A 21,055-nucleotide genomic window follows, 5' to 3' on the forward strand; every position below is an offset into this window, starting at 1 on the left:
CCTTATGATTGAAGCCTCACATTTTTGTGAGGCTTTTTAATGTGAATACCAATAATGATAAACCAAGCAAAATAATACTTGTCCAGGGTAACTGATGAATACCAATGTTCACGATTGCAAATCCGCCAACTGTTGAACCGATTGTTACAGCAAGATTTCCACAGGAAGTAAAAATACTATTGATGAATTCAGGTGCTTCTGAGACTGAAGAAGTGATATTTACATTACTAATCAGAAAGCCACCTGAATGGATGAATCCCCAAAATACGATAACCAGTATCATCAAGTTATAATTAGCGCCCATAAAATATGTCAAGCTATGGATTCCTAACAGTGATAGCATAAAAAATAACGTAGTCCTTTCTATATTTTTACTTAAAAATTTGCCAGCAAAGTAATTCCCAGCAACGCCGGTTATGCCAAATATCAATAACATTAATCCAATTTCTGAACCATTCATATGGGTGACATTTTTCAGATAATCAGCCATGTATCCGTAAGTAGAGAACATGGCGGCAATCATCAGGCAAGCTAATAAAAGACTTAATAACAGCTTACGGTTACCTAGTATTCTCCAATAGGAAGTTTTGATTTTAACCTTGGAAATGGGGATAAAAGGAAGAAAAATCCAGATTGATAAAAATGAAATGATATTGATAACGGCAGACAAGAGGAAAGATGCTCTCCAATCAAACATTTCTGCTATAAATGTTGCCATTGGTATCCCGAAAACTGTTGCCAATGTTAGTCCACCGAATACGACGCTAACAGCTTTAGGTGACTGTTCTGAAGATACAGATCCTGCAGCAACAGCCAGGCCAATGGACCAGAAAACAGGATGTAAAACAGCAGGTAGTGCACGGGCAAAAAGTAAGAATGAAAATGAAGGCGCAATAGCTGATAGTATATTGGAAATCGAAAAAATGGCTAGTACCAGTAATAAGGTCTTTTTTCTATTGGCATTTGTGAATGCTAATGTTATAAAAGGGGCAGAGATAGCTATAATCAGCGCAAAAATACTCAATAACCATCCTGCCTTATCAATAGTAACATGATACGTATTTGCTATTTGTGGTAAGATACCGATCACACCAAATTCGGTTGTTGTAATTCCGAAAATCCCTAAAGCCAGTATATAAAGTGTTCTTTTCATATTTGTTTTTTATGCAAATTTGAAACATAAATAACCTGATCAGATGATATGCACTTTTATGTGCGATACTATCAAAAAGGAAAGTATACTGATAATTAGAAGCTTAATCATGCCAGAATTTTTTCACGATAAAAAACTATACTATACCCCAATTGAATTTGCCTTAAAACATATTGGGGGGACATGGAAAATGCCTATTCTCTGGAGGCTTCAGGCTAATATTCTCAGATATGGAGAATTGAAAAAAGATATTCCGCATATTACGCACAAAATGCTGGCGAGTCAGTTGCGGGAGCTGGAAGATAAACAACTTATTGAACGGACTGTTTACCCCGTTGTTCCACCCAAAGTTGAGTATAAGATTACTGCAAAAGGATTAAAAGCAATCCCGGTAATTGAGCATATTATGAAGTACGGTTATGAATTAATCCAGGAGGCAGGTATCGAATATCCACCAAAGATTTAATTTGCGATAGGTCACATCCTGAAAATACCGTTATTAATCAAATAACGGTATTTTTCAAAAAGGTTTGTTGTACAGATAATTATTGTAATTTCAGTCCTGAAAACAGGGTATATTTAACTTCCACATATTCTTCTATTCCGTAATAACTGCCTTCACGTCCATAGCCCGATTCCTTAATGCCCCCAAATGGTACAGATGCAGTGCCTACAGAACCACTATTTAAAATGACCATACCAGACTCGATGCGTTGCGATAGTCTGAATGCCCGGCCTAGATTCTCAGTATAAGCGTAAGCAACTAAGCCATATGGTGTATGATTTGCACGTGCTATTACTTCTTGTTCGGATTCAAATGTATAGATAGCGAAAACAGGCCCGAAGATTTCAGTTTGACTAATATCCATGTCATCCGTCAGCGCTGTTAAAATAGTCGGCTCATAGAAAAGACCGCCTTTTTCATGAACTTTTCCACCATATATTACTTTAGCACCTTGTGTGATTGTTGTAGAGATCAATGCCTCAACTTTATCAATTGCCTTTTGATTGATAAGTGGTCCAACTACAAATTCTTCCTGCAACCCATCATCAACTCTTATTTGTGAAACTGAATCTTTCAGCAGCGCTATTACCTGGGCATAGCAAGTTTGCTGAACATAAATACGGTTGGGTGAAATACAGACCTGTCCGGAATTTCTCAACTTTGCACTCACCAAACCTTTCACTGCATTTTCAATATTTGCATCGTCAAAAATGATAAATGGCGCGTTACCACCAAGTTCCATCGTTAGTTTCTTAAGGGTTGATGCACTTTGTTCCACCAGAAGTTTACCAATCTGAGTCGATCCTGTGAATGATATTTTACGGATACGGGCATCGGCAGTGAAAATCTGACCAATCATTTTTGGGTCACCGGTTACCAGTTCAAATACGCCTTCTGGAATTCCGGCTTTGCGTGCATAGGCTAATAACTTTATCGCAGTTAGTGGTGTATCTTCAGCCGGTTTTATAATCATTGTACAACCTGCCGCTAAAGCTGTAGCAATTTTTCTTGTAATCATCATGAATGGGAAATTCCAAGGTGTGATTGCTGCGGTTGGGCCAATCGGATTTTTGGTTACAATGACAGCTCCATTTGGATCATGCGTTGGGATAGTATCTCCATATAAACGTTTAGCTTCTTCTGCATACCATTCGATAAAGCCTAAACCATAATCAATTTCCCCACGGGATTCCGATAAACATTTTCCATTTTCTGCTGTCAGTAACTTTGCAAAGACTTCCTTGTCTGCTTTGATCAGATCATGCCATTGACGTAATAACGCGGAGCGTTCAGCAGCAATTTTTTTTGACCAGGATGGAAATGCATTAACTGTACGGTCAACCGCAATTTTCACTTCTTGTTCACTGAGATTTGCACATTCATCAATTAAATTTCCTGTTGAAGGATTGTATACTTTAATAGTTTCCATGTTCTTGTAATTTTATGATACAAATGTACCATGACCAAAATTTCGTAGTTAGGCGCTATCAAACCAATGTTTGTATAAATCAAACCATGCTGTGGCATTAGCTAAAGAAATTATTTATTTAATCAGAGAAATTCATTTTTGCAGAATTCAAAGAAAATGGACTATTTTTGCCATGTTTTAGTAGTATATTTCTCTCAGAATATGGAATCTCTTGAAGAATTTTACCAGTATAAATTTGATGGGTTTTCTGGACAGCTTAATAAAGCTATTGGACAATTCAATGTATTTCGTATTGAAGATCGTGCACGTAGAGAGGCTCTTTCATTGGTGCATGTACGACGTAATTTCTATAAAGTAATGCTTTATATAGGAGAAAATGTTTTTCATTACGGAGATGAAAGTATAAAAGTTAGTGGTAAAACTCTGCTATTCTTTCATCCTCAGATCCCTTACTCTTATCATAAGGTAGAAGAAGGGACGACAGGTTTTTTTTGTGTATTTAAAGATGAATTTTATCAGGAAAATTTTAGGTTGAATTTAGGAGATCTTCCTTTATTTGCACCTGGAGTACCTCCTGTTTATAGTCTTAATGTAGAACAAGCTATAGAAGTAGAATCAATTTTTCGAAGAATGTACCAGGAAATCGATACATCATATATTTATAAATATGAATTGATCAGGAGTTATCTGAATCAACTGCTTTTTATGGCTATGAAACTGAATCCTGATCATACGCATTTAAAACATGCTGATGCGGGTACCAGGATAACTGCCCAGTTTGTTGAAATGCTGGAAAGACAATTTTTGATTGAATTCAGCACAGAGCGGTTATTGCTTCGGACACCTAAAGATTTTGCTGGCAAACTTGCTGTTCATATCAATTATCTTAACCGGATTATAAAGAAAACAACTGGTAAAACTACGAGTGAACATATATTCAGCAGAATAGCTTCAGAGGCCAAAATATTGCTTAAACATACGCAATGGAACGTTTCTGAGATAGGTTATGCGCTTGGTTTTGATGATCAGGCACATTTCAATAAATTTTTCAAAGCACAAGTTGGAATGAACCCCACTTCTTACCGTACGGACATATGACAGGTGAAATACAAATTTTAAAGGACTTTGTTGAAGGCAGATTAGCTCATAAAGCTTTTGAACAACAAATTTATACAAATTCAGCATTAGAGAAATTGCTTTCTGACCCGGCAATAAGCTGGCATGGAACTTATCTGGAAGGTACAAACGCATTTTTATATTTGGCAGAACTGAACTATGAAAATTCTGTTGGACGAATTGAATCTCAAGGAACTGTTGAACTATTTTTAATGAAAATTGGCGTTGAAGTCGTCGCTTCAAAAAAATATACGGAAGACAATGAACTGTTGAACACTGCAAGTCCAAAATATATTGATGCTGATCCGGATTTTATTGAAAAATATATTTTGCCAACGGAGAAGACAATTTCTAAAGCTGATAAAAAGCAGTTTATGAAACAACGTTACGCAGAACTTTTTAAATATCAGACAAAACCTCCTCAATGGATACAGCACCCAAATTGGTTAATAAGAAATGATAAACCATTGTTTTTCCTGGGCCAGTTTGAAATCAAAAATTGTAGTTTATTTCAAGATGATGGCCGTATTTACTTATTTATCGATACCGAAACAGGGGCTGTCGAAACTATAAAACAATTTTATTGACACAAGTATTCAATTATAGCAATTTTTCCTGCTCTTCATGCCATTTTGAAATTTTAATCAATGTATCTATGAATTGTTCATATTTTTTGGCGCCAATTAACTTCACATATTCTGCAGTCATATCATCCGCCATTTGACAGATTTTATCATGGAGTTTCTTTCCTTTTTCGGTCAGGAAGATCATGATTGATCTGGCATCAGTTTCGCTTTTCTGAGTATAAGTCAAACCTAATCTTTCCAGTTCTTTTACTGTTTTACTCACTCCCTGCTTGGTTACCATGATTTTGTTTACCAGGTTATGATTAGAAATACCACCATGACCAATACTCATAAAATAGGGCATAAAGGTCATATTGAAATCACTGGGCATTAAGTTCGCTAAGTGGTCGGCTGCTGCTTTATCAGTATGTCGTTTTAAAATATAGACCTGTTTGAAAATTAACCTTTCATAATCGTACACATCTTCCATAGTTGCGAATTTAATATAAATATTACTTATTTAACTCATAGCAGCAATGTCATTTAAATCTAATATTGACAATTTTGTCAATAAAATAAGTAAACTTAGTTGACGATATTAGTCAACTAAGTTTACATTTGTTCCGTTAAATATATATTATGGAACCAGAAGAACAAACCCAATCCTCCGCTAAAAAAGTTGTAAAACTATTGATTGCCGGCCTTTTAGCTATTTTTATCTGCTATTTCGCCTTCAACAAAATTGCGCATGCGCTGACCTATGAAAGTACTGACAATGCACAGCTCGAATCAAATGCTGTTCCTGTTCTGAGCAGAGTTTCCGGTTATATTGATGATTTTAAATTGTTAGATTATCAACAAGTACGAAAAGGAGATACTCTTGTCGTTATTGATGATAGTGAGTATGTACTTGCTGTAAAACAAGCTGAAGCTGATCTTTTAGCAGCAAAAGCCGATTTGAGTAGTGCGGAATCTCAAATCCCGACTATTGGCTCCGATCAGGATGTGGCTTCTGCAGGAATCAGTGTAGAAGAGGTGACTTTGAAACAAGCGAAACGTGATGTAGTCCGCGATGAAACCTTATTCAAAGAAGGGTCAATTACCCAAAGGCAATATGAAAGAAGTCAATCAGCTTATCAGACTGCTGTTCAGATGCTGGCTTCCAGCAAAAGTAAACTCAAACAGGCAGGGACGCAAAAAGGGAATGCCAATGCATTGATCCAGCGTGCAAAAGCGAACATCTCCGCCCGCGAAATTGCACTCGAAAAGGCGAAGCTAAACTTAAGTTATACCAGAATTGTAGCTCCTTCGGCTGGTAAACTTGGTAAAACCAATCTCAAAAGCGGACAATACGTTCAAGGTGGACAGCAGTTGTTTAACCTGGTGAGCAACGATAATTACTGGATCGTTGCCAATTTCAAAGAAACCCAGATTGAACATATGAGAGTGGGGCAGCGAGTAGATATCGTCATAGACGGATATCCGGATCATAAAATTACGGGCACCCTTTCTGGCTTCAGTGATGCTACAGGAGCAAAATTTTCTTTGCTGCCGCCAGATAATTCTACCGGAAACTTTGTGAAAGTTACGCAGCGTGTGCCGGTTACTATTCAGATTAATGAAGCTGAAGCGCTTAAAGGAATGCTGAAGGCCGGTCTAAGTGCAGCTATCGATGTAAAGGTGAAATAGTCATGGATAATTTCAATTTTACCAAATTTTAAAATGGAAGGCGAAAGAAACAAATTCATAAAAATAATCATTGTAATTACCTGTATCACAGCTGCTATAATGGAGTTGATTGATACCTCGATTGTCAATGTCGCGCTGACTAATATTAGCGGAACCCTGGGCGCAACTCTTGAAGACGCGTCATGGGTAGTGACTGCTTATGCGATTGCAAACGTGATTGTGATCCCTTTAACTGGTTTTCTAAGCCGTTACTTTGGAAGAAAGAACTATTACCTCGCCTCAATTATCTTGTTTACTCTGGCTTCGTACATGTGTGGTAATTCATCCTCTTTATGGATGCTTGTGTTTTGGAGGTTTGTACAGGGAATAGGGGGTGGTGCGTTACTGTCTGTTTCTCAGGGGATTCTGTTCGACCAGTTTAAACCTGAAGAGAAAGGTATTGCTGGTGGTATATTCGGAATGGGTATTGTTATCGGGCCAACCATAGGACCTATCCTTGGTGGATATATCGTAGACAACTATCATTGGGCATTGATATTTGATATCAATATCCCTATAGGGATAGCTGCGGCCTTGCTTACCTGGAAATTTGTAGACAAGAAAGCTGATGAATATAATATTGATAAGAAATCAATACCGATTGATTATATCGGTATTCTCTCTTTAACCATAGGCGTTGGTGCCCTTCAGTATATCCTGGAAAAGGGGCAATCTGATGATTGGTTTGAGGACGAAAATATCCGTTACCTGACTGCTGCAGCCATACTGGGACTGGGACTGTTTATCTGGTGGGAACTTACGACCAAAAATCCGGCTATCAATTTAAGAGTAATGAAGAGCAGGAACCTGATTGGGAGTAACATCCTGACCTTTGTCTGTGGTTTTGGATTATTCGGATCTGTTTACCTTTTTCCGGTGATGGTTCAAAGGGTAATGGGGTATACGCCAACAGAATCTGGTTTATCGATGATCCCAGGTGCACTGGTAACCATATTTGCAATGCCGTTTATTGGTGCAGGTTTGGGAAAAGGGGTAAAGCCAATTTATTTTGTATCTCTGGGTTTTGCACTGTTCATTTTACATGGATATACCTCTTCACAAGCTGCCCCGGATGCCGATAAATGGTGGTTTATTATTACGCAGATCTGTCGTGGAGTAGGTACAGGTTGTTTAACTGTACCCTTATTAAGCCAGGCAGTAGTCGGGTTAAAACCAGAAGACATGCCCTATGGTATTTCGCTCAACAATATGTTCCGTCAGCTTGGGGGAGCGTTTGGCATTGCGATTATGAATACTTATGCCACCAATCGTTTTGCAACACACCGGATGGATCTGGTTTCTAATCTACAGGGCAATAATCCGCTATTGAGCGAGCGGCTGAATGGAATAACACAAGGTCTGGTCGCTAAAGGAATGAACCCGTCATTAGCCAAACAAGCTGCATATGGCGCCCTGGACCATAGTTTATCTAATCAAGCACAAATGCAGGCCTATTTAGATGGTTTTCTGCTGATCGCCATTTTCTTTGTCTGCACGATTCCATTTATGCTCCTATTGAAAAATGAAACGATGGATGCAGAAACAAGAGCAAAAGTTGCAGCAGCAGCACATTAATATTTAGGCTGCAAATTGTCATTAATCAAAAAAACATGAAAAAGTTATTTCTTATTATATCCCTGATTGCGCTGTCTCCAGCTCTGCATGCGCAGGAGAATGCAGGAGACCTTAAAACATTAATCAATCAATCATTTACTTATTTTCCGCAGTTTAAAGAACTCGGTCAGGCTATAGATGTCGAACAGCAGCGCATAACGCTTGCCAGGTCTGCGGGCTTGCCTTCTGTTCAGGCTACAGGCAGTTACCGGTATACGAGCCCGGTATCTCAAATCAGCATCCCTGCTGGTGACAATGTGCTGGCTCTGAGTATTATGCCTAAAAATAATTACAATGCATCTCTGGATGCTAGTTACACGCTTTGGGATTTTGGTGTGGTCAAAGCTGGCGTTGACCGTGCTAAAGCAGGCTTGGAATATGCAAAAGATAACCTGGAATTTAATCAGAACCAGGTAGCATTTCAAGTGGGTAATATTTACTACCAGATTGCTTATCTCAAAAACGCGATCTCCATACAGGATAGTGTAATCAATTTTCTGGAAGTCAATAAAAAAGATACCGAAATAAAGTTCAAAAATGGAGATGCCTTAAAATATGATGTACTTTCTATTCAATCCAGCATTGATCAGGAGGGAAATCGTAAAATAGAACTTCAAAATAACCTGGATAAGCAATATGCTTTAATGGAATACGCAACAGGAACCAGAATTAAGGTAAATTCTTCAGATTTTGTTTTCCCTGTAGCCAACAAATATGATCTGAATGAAGCACTGGCGGAGGCGCAAAATAATCACCCGGAATTCAGAATGATTAAGGACAGAATTCAACAAGCAGAGGCTGAACTTAAAGTCAGTCAGACTAATGGTAAACCTTCCTTGATAATGAGTGGGGGAACGGGTTACAAAAATGGTTTTACACCAGATCTTGATAAGTTCAGGTATAATTATTCGGCAGGTGTGACGCTTAATATTCCAATTTATCAAGGTGGAAGAGCCAAAAAGCAGGTAAGGTTATCACAAAGTCAGCTTTTAGCTTCTAAGTACTCTGAAGAAACCTTGAATAACACTTATCGAAAAGATATTCAGCAAGCTATGATTGACATTACCAGCAATACTTCTAGCCTGATGAATTCAGCAAGACAGGTTACAGAGGCTAAAGAAGCACAGAAACTTGCACATAGCCGTTATAGAAACGGAATTGGAACTAATCTGGAGCTGACCAGTGCAAGTACCAATGTCCAAAAAGCAGAATTAACCAATTTACAATACAAATACCAGCTATGCGTAGCACAATTGACGATTGCTAAACTAACTGGTTTAAAATACTGGTAAATGAAAAACAGGTCTCAATTTATACTAATTCTGTCAACGGTCATCAAGACTCCATTTGATCTGAACCGTATTAAACGCACAATCACAAATTTTCAAAGTGTGATTGAATGGAGTCAGGATCTTGATGATATTGACAAAATCCTTCGTATCGTTTCTCACGAAGATATCAGCGAAAAGTTGGTGCTGAATCTGGAAAAAGCAAAAGTACGCGCAATAGTCATGCAGGTATTTGAGAAGAGTATAACCTGATAGATCAGCAGAACGGTACTCCAAACCCAGGGTTTTACACTAGTGAGGCCTTAGGTTTGGAGTCCGTTGATAATATTAAACCCGGCAAAACCCAATACTAAAATAATTATAGATATTTTTGTCAGGAAATACAATTCCATTTTGAAAACAGATCTTTTCGTTGTTACGCCTCCCTTTACCCAACTGAATACCCCGTATCCTGCAAGTGCCTATATCAAAGGGTTTTTAAATACTAAAAATATTTCGTCAACCCAGGCAGATTTGGGTATTGAAGTTATTTTGGCTTTATTTTCCAGAAAAGGTCTGGAAGATCTTTTCTTTCATGCTGAACAGTTGGCAGATCAGCCAAAAAGTTCAAATGCGAAAAGGATTCTTGCTTTGAAAAAAGAATATATCAGAACTATTGATGCTGTCATTGCCTTTTTACAAGGCAAAAACCCAACATTGGCTTTGCAAATTTGCCAGGAAGACTTTTTACCGGAAGCATCCAGATTTATGCAATTGGAAGAGCTGGACTGGGCATTTGGTTCAATGGGAACACAGGATAAAGGGAAACATTTGGCTACCTTATATCTGGAGGATATTTCGGATTTTATTATTGAATGTATAGATCAGAATTTTGGTTTTAGTCGTTATGCCGAAAGATTAGGCAGAAGTGCAAATTCATTTGATGAGCTTTATGAAGCTTTGAGTCAGAAGTATACCTATATGGATAAACTGCTAATTGAAATTTTAGAACGCAAAATTGCTGTTATCCAACCTAAATTATTCTTAATTTCTGTTCCTTTTCCAGGGAATTTGTATGCTGCTTTCCGATGTGCACAATACGTAAAAAAGCATTATCCTGAGATTAAAATATCGATGGGTGGTGGTTTCCCCAATACCGAATTACGTTCTGTTTCTGACAAGAGAGTATTTGAGTTTTTCGATTATATCTCACTGGATGATGGAGAATTACCTATTGAACTGATCTATAATTCGATTATCAAAGCGGGACCTTTTAATCTGTATAAAAGAACTTTTCTATTGGAAAATGGGGAAGTTACCTATAAAAATGATGCTTTAAGAAGTGATTATAAGCAATTTGATGTAGGAACACCAGATTATAGTGATTTACAACTTGACCAATACATTTCGGTCATAGAAATTGTCAATCCAATGCACCGGATGTGGAGCGACGGCCGCTGGAACAAGTTGACCATGGCACATGGATGTTATTGGGGGAAATGTACATTTTGTGATATTTCTTTAGATTATATTAAGGTTTATGAACCTGTTGCAGCTAAACTGATTGTTGACCGGATTGAAGAATTAAGTGAGAAAACAGGACAGAACGGTTTTCATTTTGTGGATGAGGCTGCACCACCGGCCCTGATGCGGGAAGTAGCACTGGAGATTTTAAGAAGGGAAATCTCTGTAAGCTGGTGGACAAATATCCGTTTTGAGAAAAGCTTTACCAAAGACCTGTGTATTTTGCTAAAAGCATCTGGCTGTATAGCCGTTTCGGGTGGTTTAGAAGTGGCATCAGATAGGTTATTAAAACTTATCGATAAAGGAGTTTCGGTTGAACAAGTGGCCAGGGTTACCCGAAATCTGACAGAAGCAGGAGTGTTGGTTCATGCTTATTTGATGTATGGGTATCCAACACAAACTATTCAGGAAACTGTAGATAGTTTGGAAATGGTGAGACAATTGTTTGAAGCAGGTGTTTTACAATCTGGCTTCTGGCATCAGTTTGCGATGACCGCGCATAGTCCTGTTGGTATGTTCCCGGAAAAATTTGGCGTAGTTAAAGAGACTGAAGTTATCGGGACTTTTGCTAATAACGATATTAATTATATCGATAAAACGGGAATAGACCATAATAAATTTAGTTTTGGTCTGAAGAAATCGCTTTTTAATTTTATGCATGGCATTTGCCTGGATTATAAATTACAAGACTGGTTTGATTTTAAGATTCCTAAAGTAATGATCCCTCCGGATTTTATTGAACAAGCTTTAAAGGAAGAAAGTAAGTTTGACACTAAACCAACCGCTAAAGTGGTTTGGTTGGGAGGGAAGCCTGATACCAAGTGCTTTTCAAAGAGTAAAAAAGGCAACTCCATGGAAACTATGATTTTAACTTTCCACGATAAAAAGGAAACCTTTACCATTCAGACCAATAAAAATGAAGGAGAATGGTTGACTTCAATCTTAGCTAAAATAGAGGTTTCCAATAGGAAGATTTATACTTTTCAGGAAATCAAAGCTGATTTTGAAACTACGATGGAATATTTTGAATTGTTCTGGTATTCAAAACCAATTTATACTTTAAGGGACTTTGGGCTATTGGTTTTGTAGCCCTTTCATTCATTTAAAAGAGTAGTATTGCCTGATGTATGCTATATTAATACAAAAGATTACACATTTTATACGTAATTCTGCTTTTCCCATTTTCCTTTCTTCCAATTGGCTATTTTAGTTCCAATCGACTAATTAACCTTAAGGAGCTTTACAGCCATGCCATTCTCTTGCATTATTTTTAACGATGATTTATTAGCGGCCGAACAGCTTGTAGAATACCTTGGAGCGCTGCCTTTACTGAATTTAGTTAAAACTTTCTCCAGTCCTGTTAAAGCGATGGAAGAATTACATCATTTAATTGCAAACAACCAGTTGAGTAATCCTGGTTTAGAAAGACCATCAATCCTTGTTAAATTAAGTGGCAAAAACAGAGCGGTAAAATTATATATTGATGATATTATCCTGATAGAAGGAGCATCAAACTATATAAAAATCCATACAAAAGATAAGCTATATGTTCCGTACAATAAAATGTCTGCTATGGAAAATGAATTGAGAAATTATAATAATTTCAAGAGAATAAGCAGGTCTTTTATCATCTCTTCCCTATATATTGAAAAGGTCGACGGTTATCATATAAAGCTCAAAAATGAGCTTGCTGTTTCCGTAAGTAAGTTATACAGACCTGCCTTTGATTCATTTTTAATGGAGTTATTAAATAGCAGACCCTAACCAATACTGCCAGGGTCTGTTCTATTTGTATTAGTTAGCTGTGCTTAGGTTTTTAACTGCACTAACGATCTGTGCTAATGTTTTTCCGGGAGCGGTAACTGTTCCGTTTTCACTTAAAGAGGCTTTGATCAGCTTTGTTTGTGCTGTATTACCATATAAACCAAACAGTCCGATGTTATCATAAGAACTAAAAGTCAGATTGCCTTTGGTACCGGTTACTGCCAGCATGATTGAAGTAGGATCTGTTACGGTATCCGACCCATAAGATGGGCTAAGGGGAGTACCATAAAGATGTCCTGCCTGAGCATCTGTCCCTGTCATTTCTCCTTCGTTGACTAAACCAGAATTGGCGATCTGATTCTTTAACTTTGTTTGGTTAGCGGCCGTTTGATTGTCCCATGTGCCTGCACCATACTGGCTATCTACCAGGTTTTTAGTCATATTAGTCAAGATGATATCCTGATTAGAGGCGCCGGTATTATAGCCACCTGAACGCAATGTAGAATAGATTCTGTTTTTGTAATCTGTATGTCTCAGCCCTATTGCATGTCCTAATTCGTGATTTAATATGCTTGATATAAATGCTCTGGTTGCAGTCGTATAACCAGCGTCTTTGTTGCTGTTCATAGAAACATGTTTACCCGGATTTCCCTGTGCATCGACGAATGCCCCGTCTTGTCCAAGGGTTACATTACCATTTGCATCAGCTCCTCCCAAATCTGCAAACAAGGCGATAATATCTGCTTTTGTAGTATCAGTTGTCTTTACAAACTTTAGCGGTAATTTTAAATTGTTAAGTGCGACTAATGTTGAATCAAAAGCTTCATTAAATTTAGGAGTATTTGTTTCGTCATAAAAAGCGATATTAACTGTTCTTCCAATAGTTAGCGCATACCTGGTAGAGTATTGCCCTTGTGGTTTTAAGGCTGCAAAGCTTTCATTCAGATTCCTTTTGGTTAAACGGATATCTCCTTCTACTCTATAACCATCTGGTGTTATTTGTGCACTTAGCGGATCAAATCCAAGACTTTTTATCTTTTTCAGATCGCTTATTACCTCATTGAGAGAAACTTCTCCCAAAGCTGATTTGGTTTTCTCTGTAGGATTACTGGTCTGTGAATCGCTTTTTTTACACCCTGTACTGGTGATCAAAAAAACTGCGGCCGCTGAGGCTGCAAGGTAAAATACGTTTTTCATATTATAAATGTTTAGGTAATAGGTTTTACCTAATCTCTATAATTGCATCCTGATTCAACAATTTTTTATGTGAGACCACTTTAAATTTTATGCGAACTTGAAAAATTATGAAAATAGCTTTGAAAATAATTCCCCTAAACTGTTTTATTCGTACTTCAGCGCTTCGACAGGATTGGCTTTTGCAGCCTTATAGGCCTGAATACTGATGGTTAAAAATGCAATGATTGCAGTTCCTGCTATGGATACCAATATTATTGAAAAGGATACAGTTGTCCTGAACTCAAAGCTAGTGAGCCATCTGTTCATCAGATAATAAGCTAAAGGAACGCCAATACATGCAGCGACAAATACCATTTTCAGAAAGGAAACTGAGAGTAGATTCATAATATTACCAACTGAGGCACCCAGTACGCGACGTACACCAAATTCTTTGGTACGCTGTTCTGCGCTGTAAGTAACCAGGCCATAAAGCCCCATACAGGAGATTAATATTGCTATTCCTCCGAATAGATTAGCTAGAATGCCCAGTATTTTTTCTGAATGCATTTTCCTTGAATATAGTTCATTGACAAATCCAATTTCTACTGGATATTGCGGGTTTATATTTTTGGCAACAGTCGAAATCAGCGCTATATTTTTACTCAGGCTATTTGCAGGATTTAACTGCATATTAATGTTTCCACCTTGGTTTTTACTGAAATTGATCACCATTTGGCGGCCCTCCCGGTAAGGGGAATCCCAATTAAAATCTTTAAAAATGCCGATTACCTTCAATTGGTTTCCAAAAAGCTTTACGGTCATCCCGATTGGGTTTTTAAGCTTCATTACTTTCACGGCTGTACTGCTCAATAGAATTGCTGCGGTATCTGATGCAAAATCTCTGGAAAAATCACGGCCTGCTATCAACTCTACACCGCTAGTTTTTACAAAATCATAAGTGGTCTGAAGGCGGTTGAAAACAATTTCCTTTCCTCTTTCTTCCATTCCCGGCCATTCAAGACCATAAAACCAGTTACCTACTCTGATCATGCTCTGGGATGACTGGTTTACAGCAGTCACTGCCCCGGTTTTCAGCACCTGATCTTTAAACAATTCGAACTTACCAGACAGTTCACCGTCCTGAGGCATCTCAGCCATTAAATTAATGTTATATCCTACCGGTCTGTTCTTGATAAACTGCATCTGTTTATAGATCACCATCGTAGCAATGACCAGCATAATAGCAAAACAAAACTGTCCTACTACCAGCACCTGTCTGAGGTTGATAGGAATGATTTTCGCCCTTGCTGTTTTCTTTTTTAAAGTTTGGATCGGATTAAAGGAAGAAAGGAAGAGTGCCGGGTAAGTCCCCGACAAAAGGCCGGTCACTAGAGCTACTGTCAGAATGCCCAGCCAATAACCTGTATTGCTATAATGAATTGTAATATCTATTTCCAGCAGCTTATTGAACAGGGGTAAACTGACTTCAACAATCGCGGTAGCAATCAGCACCGCTACTGTAGTCAGCACCATAGCTTCGGTCAGGAATTGAGTAACTAAAGAAGCCCGTGTTGCACCAATAGTTTTCTTGATACCCACTTCTTTTGCCCTGCGTTCTGATTTAGCAGTGGCCATGTTCATGAAATTGATACAAGCGATAAGCAAAATACCAAAAGCCAATGCAATAAATAAATAGATGCGATCTATATCACCACCTATACTTTTGCCGTTCAGAAATTCACCATATAAATGTCTATCCGATAACGGGAACAGGAAATTCTCGCTCTTTTGCGCGGTATAGGTTTCATTAAAAAGCTTTTTTACTTTAGCATTAATCAGATCAATATTGGCCGGATTGTTAACTTTTGCTATGGCCAGAAAGCTAAAATCTCCCCAGCCAGGGTTTTTAACATAATTGTTTATGCTTTCAAAAAAAGACCAGGGCATCAAATAATCAAACCTGAGCGAAGTATTAGCAGGCAGATCTTTGATTACACCAGTAACTTTTAAATCATTTGTATTTTTATACCTGACCGTTTTGTTCAGGGCATCTGTTGTACCGAATAAAAGTTTTGCAGTTTCCTCTGTCAATATAACCGAATTTGGCGTATTCAGTGCAGTGTTGGGATTGCCAGCTATAAAATCGTAACTAAAAACTTTCAGAATATCCGGATCGGCGAAGAGATCCATTCTTTTAAATACTTTTTGCTGATTGGCAATGAGCGATCTATCACCACCACCAATGCGGGTAATCACGTCTACCTCAGGTATTTTAGCCTTAATAGCCATTGCGATCCCATTTCCAGGTGACACACCCGTACTTGTAATTTTTCCGGTAGCATCCTGAAAATTGGTCATCACCTGGTAGATTTTGTCCGCATCCTTAAAGTGGCGGTCGAAATTTCGCTCGTAATTAACATAGAGTAATAGTAACAGACAGGCAGATAAGCCAATCGCCAGCCCAATTATATTAATCACAGAGGAAGTCTTGTTTCTCCAGAGATTACGCAAAGCGATTTTTAAGTTGAGTCTGAACATGTCAGCAATGATTTATTTAATTAAACAAATACGATTGATCTGCAATTTACTAAGTTTATGCCAAGAGTTGTTTTTGTTTTAAATCGTTGTTGTACAGTGTTTTGTTTTTTAATTACTCAGGAAATTGTTCATTATCGGACGGTAAGCGTACACTGCCGGACAGTTAAGCACCAGGAAGAATTAACATTTTAGTACCATATTGCTCTGAAAGATTTAATAAGTATTACATTTTTTATGTGCTGAGATACTTCATAGCCTGTTATTTTACTGACAGTATCATTCAGGTGAGAAACCGATATGGACATGCAGCTTGCGGACTTCGATGGTCTTTTCCAGGTTTGATAATTACACTTCAGTAAAAATTTCAGGCCACTTGTTACTCAGCTCTATTTCAAGCTGTCGTGAATTACATTAACCATATTCATATGTGATTGAGCAATTGAAACAGCTTTAGTTGCAAAAGTCCTGACATCTGCATCTTTACCATCTTTTGATTCATCTTGCATCAGCTTCAACATTTTTTTATTTTTGCTTGCTATAGTTTCTATGTAAGCTTTATCAAAGTCTGCTTTGGATTTTTCATTCAGTTCAATTGATTTTTTCTGGTCTTCATCGTCCAGCGTCAGCGGAAGTGAAATATTTTTCTTTTCAGCAATTGAGGCAAGTTCCTTATTTGTTTTGCCATAATCTCTGATAATCATCCGGGCGAAATATTTTAATTGAGCATTTGCTGCATTTTCGACCGCAATTTTACTGAATTCAACTTCTGCCATTCCATTGGATGCGGCTCTTGTCGCAAATTCTGCATCGGATACTTTTACACCCAATGTACCCCTGGCCATCGTATTCGGAGTCATATCTTTAGCCCTGTTTACACTATCAGCCGCGGCTGTAGAATCTTTATTGCTATTACAGCTTCCCAATGAAAATAGTATTGCGCAGGTAGTAAGAAAGTTGATTGTTTTTTTCATCATGCTGGTTTTATCGCTTTATAACACAGAAAATTGGATATAGTTTAAACTGTGGAGTAATAATTTACTACAATATTTGAAACAATACTTTAACTTTATGTTCCATGAAAGTAAAACGTGTAGTCGCTAATATCGCTTCATCAGAAATCATCAAAGCAAAGCTATTTTACGCAGATTTATTGGGAATGGAGATTGTAATGGATCAAGGATGGATCGCTACCTACGCTTCAAAGGAAGAAATGATTGTACAAATTAGTTTTGCCAGCGAAGGTGGTTCTGGTACTCCGGTTCCGGATTTGTCAATCGAAGTTGATGATGTAGATAGCGCTTATAAATTAATGAAAGAACATAATTTTAAAATTGAGTATAAATTAACAGATGAGCCCTGGGGTGTACGCCGTTTTTATGTGCGCGATCCCTTTGGTAAATTAGTCAATATACTTGCTCATACGCTTTGAAGACAAAGCAATAAACTGATAATTTTTTCAATATCTTGCTCCACTAAAAATATTAGTATAGATTTGTGTGCTGCTAAATTCCTGCAGTGTTACCATATGGAGCCTAATTCTTCTATATTCATAAACAGTGATCAGCTCCAAAAGGAATCTCCTGGTCGGCTGGAGAAAAATCTGAGGAATTATCATGGAGAAACGGAGTGGCATCGTAACTGGAAAGCGGCTTTTCCGGAGGCGTTCAGAGAAGTAAGTTTTTCTGACGTAAAAATGGGAGAACTTCATCGCGCAGATGTACATACTCCTTGTGGTACTACGCTTGAATTTCAGAATTCTCCTATTTGCCTGGAAGAATTAAAGAGCAGAGAAGCATTTTATCCGAAATTGATCTGGATTCTGAATGGGAAAAAATTTAAAGGTTTCCGGGTCTTGAAAAACTTGCCTGATGTAGATGATCCCAGAATTGCTGACTATGATTTCTGTAATACCGACCACCTGTCGATGATCAGAAAGGCTGATTTTCTAAAAGGGAGACCCCGGGTCCTGAATTTTCAACATCCTGAACTTAAGAAGCTTCCACTAACCTCTTACTATTACTCATTTTGCTGGAAACATCCACATAGGGTATGGTACCAGGCTAAAAATCCAATCATTGTGGACTTGGGAGGACATTTTATTTATCAGCTGAAGCAGCGCAGGCAACTATCCGAAGACTATCCCTACCTGCATATTATGACTAGAAAATCCTTTATTGAGCAATATGTCTGCTGATTTTATTAAGATATTACAACCTATTGTACATTATGGTTTCCATTTTTTAGCGCCTGGAGCTATTGCATTTTTATTTTTTAGAAAGCAGTGGAAGCGCGCATGGTTCATCATGATCTGTACTATGCTGGTAGACGCTGATCATTTATTAGCGACACCAATTTTCGATCCTGGAAGGTGTAGTATTGGTTATCATCCACTGCATTCTTATTATGCTATTGCGTGTTACTTTATATTACTGCTGTTCCCTAAAACCAGGATAATTGCAGTTGGATTATTGTTTCATATGTTTACGGATTGGCAGGATTGCTATTGGGCTGATATTGCAATGAACTTACCTGCTGAAAATACCGGGAAAGCGATTGTGATGCTGATCGACAAGAACTGCTAGTTGATAATTCTCTTCCGAATCAACTTTTTATGAATTCATCGGCACTTGCTTTTCCAGGACCAAGAATTAGCAATGTGAATAGCAGCAAGAGATAATACAAAGGAATTTCATATCCGTTTTCTCCTGCTTCAAAGCCATTAGCCCAATGTACAGTTACAATGGCTACCACCATTGTAAACATTAAAGGAATACTGATCAGACGGGTACCTAACCCTAGTATGAGTAATACTACGCCTAAAGCTTCCGTACCTGCTGCCAGGTAGGCGTTGAAAAAAGGAGCGGGGATTCCTATACTGCCAAACCATTCTCCAATGGCATTAATATCATTCCACTTCATTCTGGCCGGGTTGTAAAAGCCATAGGCCAGCGTTAACCTGATCAGCAAAAGCGGTAAAAAAGAAGCTTTTTTAAGCTGATCACCCAGATAGCTATAGGTTTGTTTGATTTTCATTTTAGTTATTTTTAAAGCCGATGATCAGCTGTGATTCCATAGCCATCAAGATAAAATCCCGGCACATGGCTGTAATTTCAATAGTTTGTTCAATTTTTAGCTCTTCACACAAATTGTCAATAAGTAAAGCCGCAGTTTGAGGTTTTTCTGATAAAAGCTCCAGCAGACGAACAAAAGCGGGAGAAAGATCCGTAAAACTAACATCTCCGCTTTCTGGCAGACGATGCATGCACAGGTAATAATCTCCTTTAGCTGCCGCTGTAATTTTTTTCGCCTTCTTAAGATGTACCGGAAAGTTAAAATGCTGAAAGTGTATTTCCGGATTCAGCACAATTGGATCCCGCTCAAGATTTCCTGTTGTTTTATAGTCAACTTCCTGGTCTTCCATCATAAAAAGCTCTACTTCAAGCCATTCGAACCATAATAGTTCCATTAATACAGGATACTTATTGAGTATTAATGGGCGGGTTTGTTCCAGGTATTCATAAAACTCCCGGGGCATATACCAGACTTGTGGTGACTGGCAAGCATGGTTGCTGAAAAAATCATGGGTAATCATTTGCCATTCTCTGGTTTTGAGTAGTTCATGGCTTAGCGGGAATGCTGATTGTAACATGTCATCTATAACATTAAATACCAGGCGACGATATTGGCTGATGTTTTCAGTATTGATTCCCGGAATATCTTCCAGAATTCCTGTACGGCAATAATTGGCCAATGCCAATTGATTACGGTGTGTTTGTTCAAGCAGTGACATAAGACGTTGATTTTAGTGCTGCCGTTTTAATCTCATTTAGCCGGATCATTTCTTCCTGTAGTTCATTTAGTTCAGGAATATTGAAATCCCGTTCCAATAACACAGGTACATCTCTTTTCAGGCGGTGCATAGTATAGTCAAAAAGATCAAATACAGGATCAATAATTGCTTCTCCATGTGTATCAATAATCAAGTTCTCTGCTACTTGATGATGGCCGGCCATATGGATATAACTCACGCGCTCCATTGGCAGAAGATCAATAAATTGTTTTGCATCGTAATTGTGGTTGAAAGCATTTACATAGACATTGTTTACATCCAGCAACAGCTCACAATTTACTTCGGCCAGTATGTTATTGATAAATTCAATTTCAGTTATTTCCGGGGCTACCGGGCTGTAATAACTAACAATCTCAATGGATATTTTTCTTTCCAGAACATCCTGTACAGTCCGGATCCTTTCTGCTACGTGTTTTACTGCATCATGGGTGAAGGGGATAGGAAGCAGGTCATAAAGGTGCGCATTGTCACATTTAGAATAACTTAAATGTTCCGAATAGAGCTGAGCGTTGGTTTCCAGGAGGAATGTCTTTACTTTTTTAAGGAACTGGAAATCCAGCGGATCCGGACTGCCAATAGAAAGTGATAAGCCATGCGTATATAATGGATATTTTTCCAGGGCTTGTCTGAACTTCTTTTTCCAAAAACCACCTACACCGATCCAGTTTTCTGGAGCTACTTCTATAAATGCAGGTTGAATGCTACTATTTTGCAGCATTTCTTCTGCAAAATCTTTTCTGAAACCGATGCCTACCATAACAACATTTTTTAAGGGGTGAAAGTTGTTGTCCAAAAACACGGTTACATCCGTATTCATAGACAAC

21 protein-coding genes are annotated in these 21,055 nt (G+C 38.1%); 12 read left to right on the top strand and 9 right to left on the bottom strand.

The features are described from left to right. Positions 1-16: 16 nt before the first annotated feature. Positions 17-1,153, bottom strand: coding sequence for an MFS transporter (locus ABIB30_RS18675; RefSeq protein ID WP_354304565.1), 1,137 nt, complete (start codon positions 1,151-1,153; stop codon positions 17-19). Between the two features lie 109 nt (positions 1,154-1,262). Between ABIB30_RS18675 and ABIB30_RS18680 the strand changes: the two genes are divergently transcribed. Further along, positions 1,263-1,619, top strand: a complete 357-nt coding sequence (locus ABIB30_RS18680) for a winged helix-turn-helix transcriptional regulator (RefSeq protein WP_354304566.1) — start codon at positions 1,263-1,265, stop codon at positions 1,617-1,619. 79 nt (positions 1,620-1,698) lie between these two features. On the opposite strand, the gene ABIB30_RS18685 is transcribed toward ABIB30_RS18680, so the two are convergent. Next, positions 1,699-3,087 (bottom strand): NAD-dependent succinate-semialdehyde dehydrogenase, encoded by a 1,389-nt coding sequence (locus tag ABIB30_RS18685; protein WP_354304567.1) that lies wholly within the window; start codon positions 3,085-3,087, stop codon positions 1,699-1,701. Positions 3,088-3,243: 156 nt separating this feature from the next. On the opposite strand from ABIB30_RS18685, the gene ABIB30_RS18690 reads away from it, so the two are divergent. Further along, positions 3,244-4,185, top strand: a complete 942-nt coding sequence (locus ABIB30_RS18690; RefSeq protein ID WP_354304568.1) for a helix-turn-helix domain-containing protein — start codon at positions 3,244-3,246, stop codon at positions 4,183-4,185. Then, positions 4,182-4,790 carry a hypothetical protein gene (locus ABIB30_RS18695; RefSeq protein WP_354304569.1) on the top strand — a complete coding sequence of 203 codons (609 nt, stop codon included), beginning with the start codon at positions 4,182-4,184 and terminating at the stop codon, positions 4,788-4,790. Before ABIB30_RS18690 ends, ABIB30_RS18695 begins: the two co-directional genes overlap by 4 nt. A gap of 13 nt (positions 4,791-4,803) precedes the next feature. On the opposite strand, the gene ABIB30_RS18700 is transcribed toward ABIB30_RS18695, so the two are convergent. Further along, entirely contained in the window at positions 4,804-5,259 is a 456-nt protein-coding gene (locus ABIB30_RS18700; protein WP_354304570.1) for a MarR family winged helix-turn-helix transcriptional regulator, read from the bottom strand. Positions 5,260-5,408: 149 nt separating this feature from the next. Here ABIB30_RS18700 and ABIB30_RS18705 point away from each other — a divergent pair, with 149 nt between their 5' ends. From ABIB30_RS18705 to ABIB30_RS18730, 6 genes are all read left to right on the top strand, one after another. After that, positions 5,409-6,458, top strand: a complete 1,050-nt coding sequence (locus ABIB30_RS18705; protein ID WP_354304571.1) for an HlyD family secretion protein — start codon at positions 5,409-5,411, stop codon at positions 6,456-6,458. A 33-nt stretch (positions 6,459-6,491) separates the two neighbouring features. After that, positions 6,492-8,072 (top strand): DHA2 family efflux MFS transporter permease subunit, encoded by a 1,581-nt coding sequence (locus tag ABIB30_RS18710; RefSeq protein ID WP_354304572.1) that lies wholly within the window; start codon positions 6,492-6,494, stop codon positions 8,070-8,072. 35 nt (positions 8,073-8,107) lie between these two features. After that, entirely contained in the window at positions 8,108-9,403 is a 1,296-nt protein-coding gene (locus ABIB30_RS18715) for a TolC family protein (protein WP_354304573.1), read from the top strand. After that, complete coding sequence (locus ABIB30_RS18720) at positions 9,404-9,652, top strand: hypothetical protein (protein ID WP_354304574.1); 249 nt, start codon at positions 9,404-9,406, stop codon at positions 9,650-9,652. It begins immediately after the preceding gene. A 141-nt stretch (positions 9,653-9,793) separates the two neighbouring features. Further along, on the top strand, positions 9,794-11,992 hold the full coding sequence (locus tag ABIB30_RS18725) for a B12-binding domain-containing radical SAM protein (protein ID WP_354304575.1): 2,199 nt from the start codon (positions 9,794-9,796) through the stop codon (positions 11,990-11,992). Positions 11,993-12,151: 159 nt separating this feature from the next. Beyond that, positions 12,152-12,667 (top strand): LytR/AlgR family response regulator transcription factor, encoded by a 516-nt coding sequence (locus ABIB30_RS18730; protein WP_354304576.1) that lies wholly within the window; start codon positions 12,152-12,154, stop codon positions 12,665-12,667. Positions 12,668-12,697: 30 nt separating this feature from the next. On the opposite strand, the gene ABIB30_RS18735 is transcribed toward ABIB30_RS18730, so the two are convergent. From ABIB30_RS18735 to ABIB30_RS18745, 3 genes are all read right to left on the bottom strand, one after another. Next, on the bottom strand, positions 12,698-13,864 hold the full coding sequence (locus ABIB30_RS18735; RefSeq protein ID WP_354304577.1) for a M57 family metalloprotease: 1,167 nt from the start codon (positions 13,862-13,864) through the stop codon (positions 12,698-12,700). A 144-nt stretch (positions 13,865-14,008) separates the two neighbouring features. Further along, on the bottom strand, positions 14,009-16,381 hold the full coding sequence (locus tag ABIB30_RS18740; protein WP_354304578.1) for an ABC transporter permease: 2,373 nt from the start codon (positions 16,379-16,381) through the stop codon (positions 14,009-14,011). Positions 16,382-16,767: 386 nt separating this feature from the next. Next, complete coding sequence (locus ABIB30_RS18745; RefSeq protein ID WP_354304579.1) at positions 16,768-17,355, bottom strand: DUF4142 domain-containing protein; 588 nt, start codon at positions 17,353-17,355, stop codon at positions 16,768-16,770. Between the two features lie 101 nt (positions 17,356-17,456). Between ABIB30_RS18745 and ABIB30_RS18750 the strand changes: the two genes are divergently transcribed. The 3 genes from ABIB30_RS18750 (at position 17,457) to ABIB30_RS18760 (ending at position 18,963) form a co-directional block, all read left to right on the top strand. Beyond that, on the top strand, positions 17,457-17,810 hold the full coding sequence (locus ABIB30_RS18750; RefSeq protein ID WP_354304580.1) for a VOC family protein: 354 nt from the start codon (positions 17,457-17,459) through the stop codon (positions 17,808-17,810). A gap of 96 nt (positions 17,811-17,906) precedes the next feature. Further along, the gene (locus ABIB30_RS18755; RefSeq protein WP_354304581.1) at positions 17,907-18,575 is read left to right on the top strand and encodes a competence protein CoiA family protein; all 669 of its coding nucleotides are present in this window, start codon (positions 17,907-17,909) and stop codon (positions 18,573-18,575) included. Next, the gene (locus tag ABIB30_RS18760) at positions 18,565-18,963 is read left to right on the top strand and encodes a DUF6122 family protein (protein WP_354304582.1); all 399 of its coding nucleotides are present in this window, start codon (positions 18,565-18,567) and stop codon (positions 18,961-18,963) included. Before ABIB30_RS18755 ends, ABIB30_RS18760 begins: the two co-directional genes overlap by 11 nt. Positions 18,964-18,982: 19 nt before the next feature. On the opposite strand, the gene ABIB30_RS18765 is transcribed toward ABIB30_RS18760, so the two are convergent. From ABIB30_RS18765 to ABIB30_RS18775, 3 genes are read right to left on the bottom strand one after another with little or no spacing between them, the layout of a single operon-like run. Then, positions 18,983-19,414, bottom strand: a complete 432-nt coding sequence (locus ABIB30_RS18765) for an HvfX family Cu-binding RiPP maturation protein (protein WP_354304583.1) — start codon at positions 19,412-19,414, stop codon at positions 18,983-18,985. Between the two features lies 1 nt (position 19,415). Beyond that, a complete protein-coding gene (locus ABIB30_RS18770) occupies positions 19,416-20,171 on the bottom strand; it encodes an HvfC/BufC N-terminal domain-containing protein (protein WP_354304584.1) in 756 nt (251 codons plus the stop codon). Beyond that, positions 20,158-21,048, bottom strand: a complete 891-nt coding sequence (locus tag ABIB30_RS18775; protein ID WP_354304585.1) for an HvfB family MNIO-type RiPP peptide maturase — start codon at positions 21,046-21,048, stop codon at positions 20,158-20,160. Before ABIB30_RS18775 ends, ABIB30_RS18770 begins: the two co-directional genes overlap by 14 nt. Positions 21,049-21,055: the final 7 nt, after the last annotated feature.

It is taken from the genome of Pedobacter sp. UYP1, from assembly GCF_040547305.1.
In the GTDB taxonomy this organism is placed as follows: domain Bacteria; phylum Bacteroidota; class Bacteroidia; order Sphingobacteriales; family Sphingobacteriaceae; genus Pedobacter.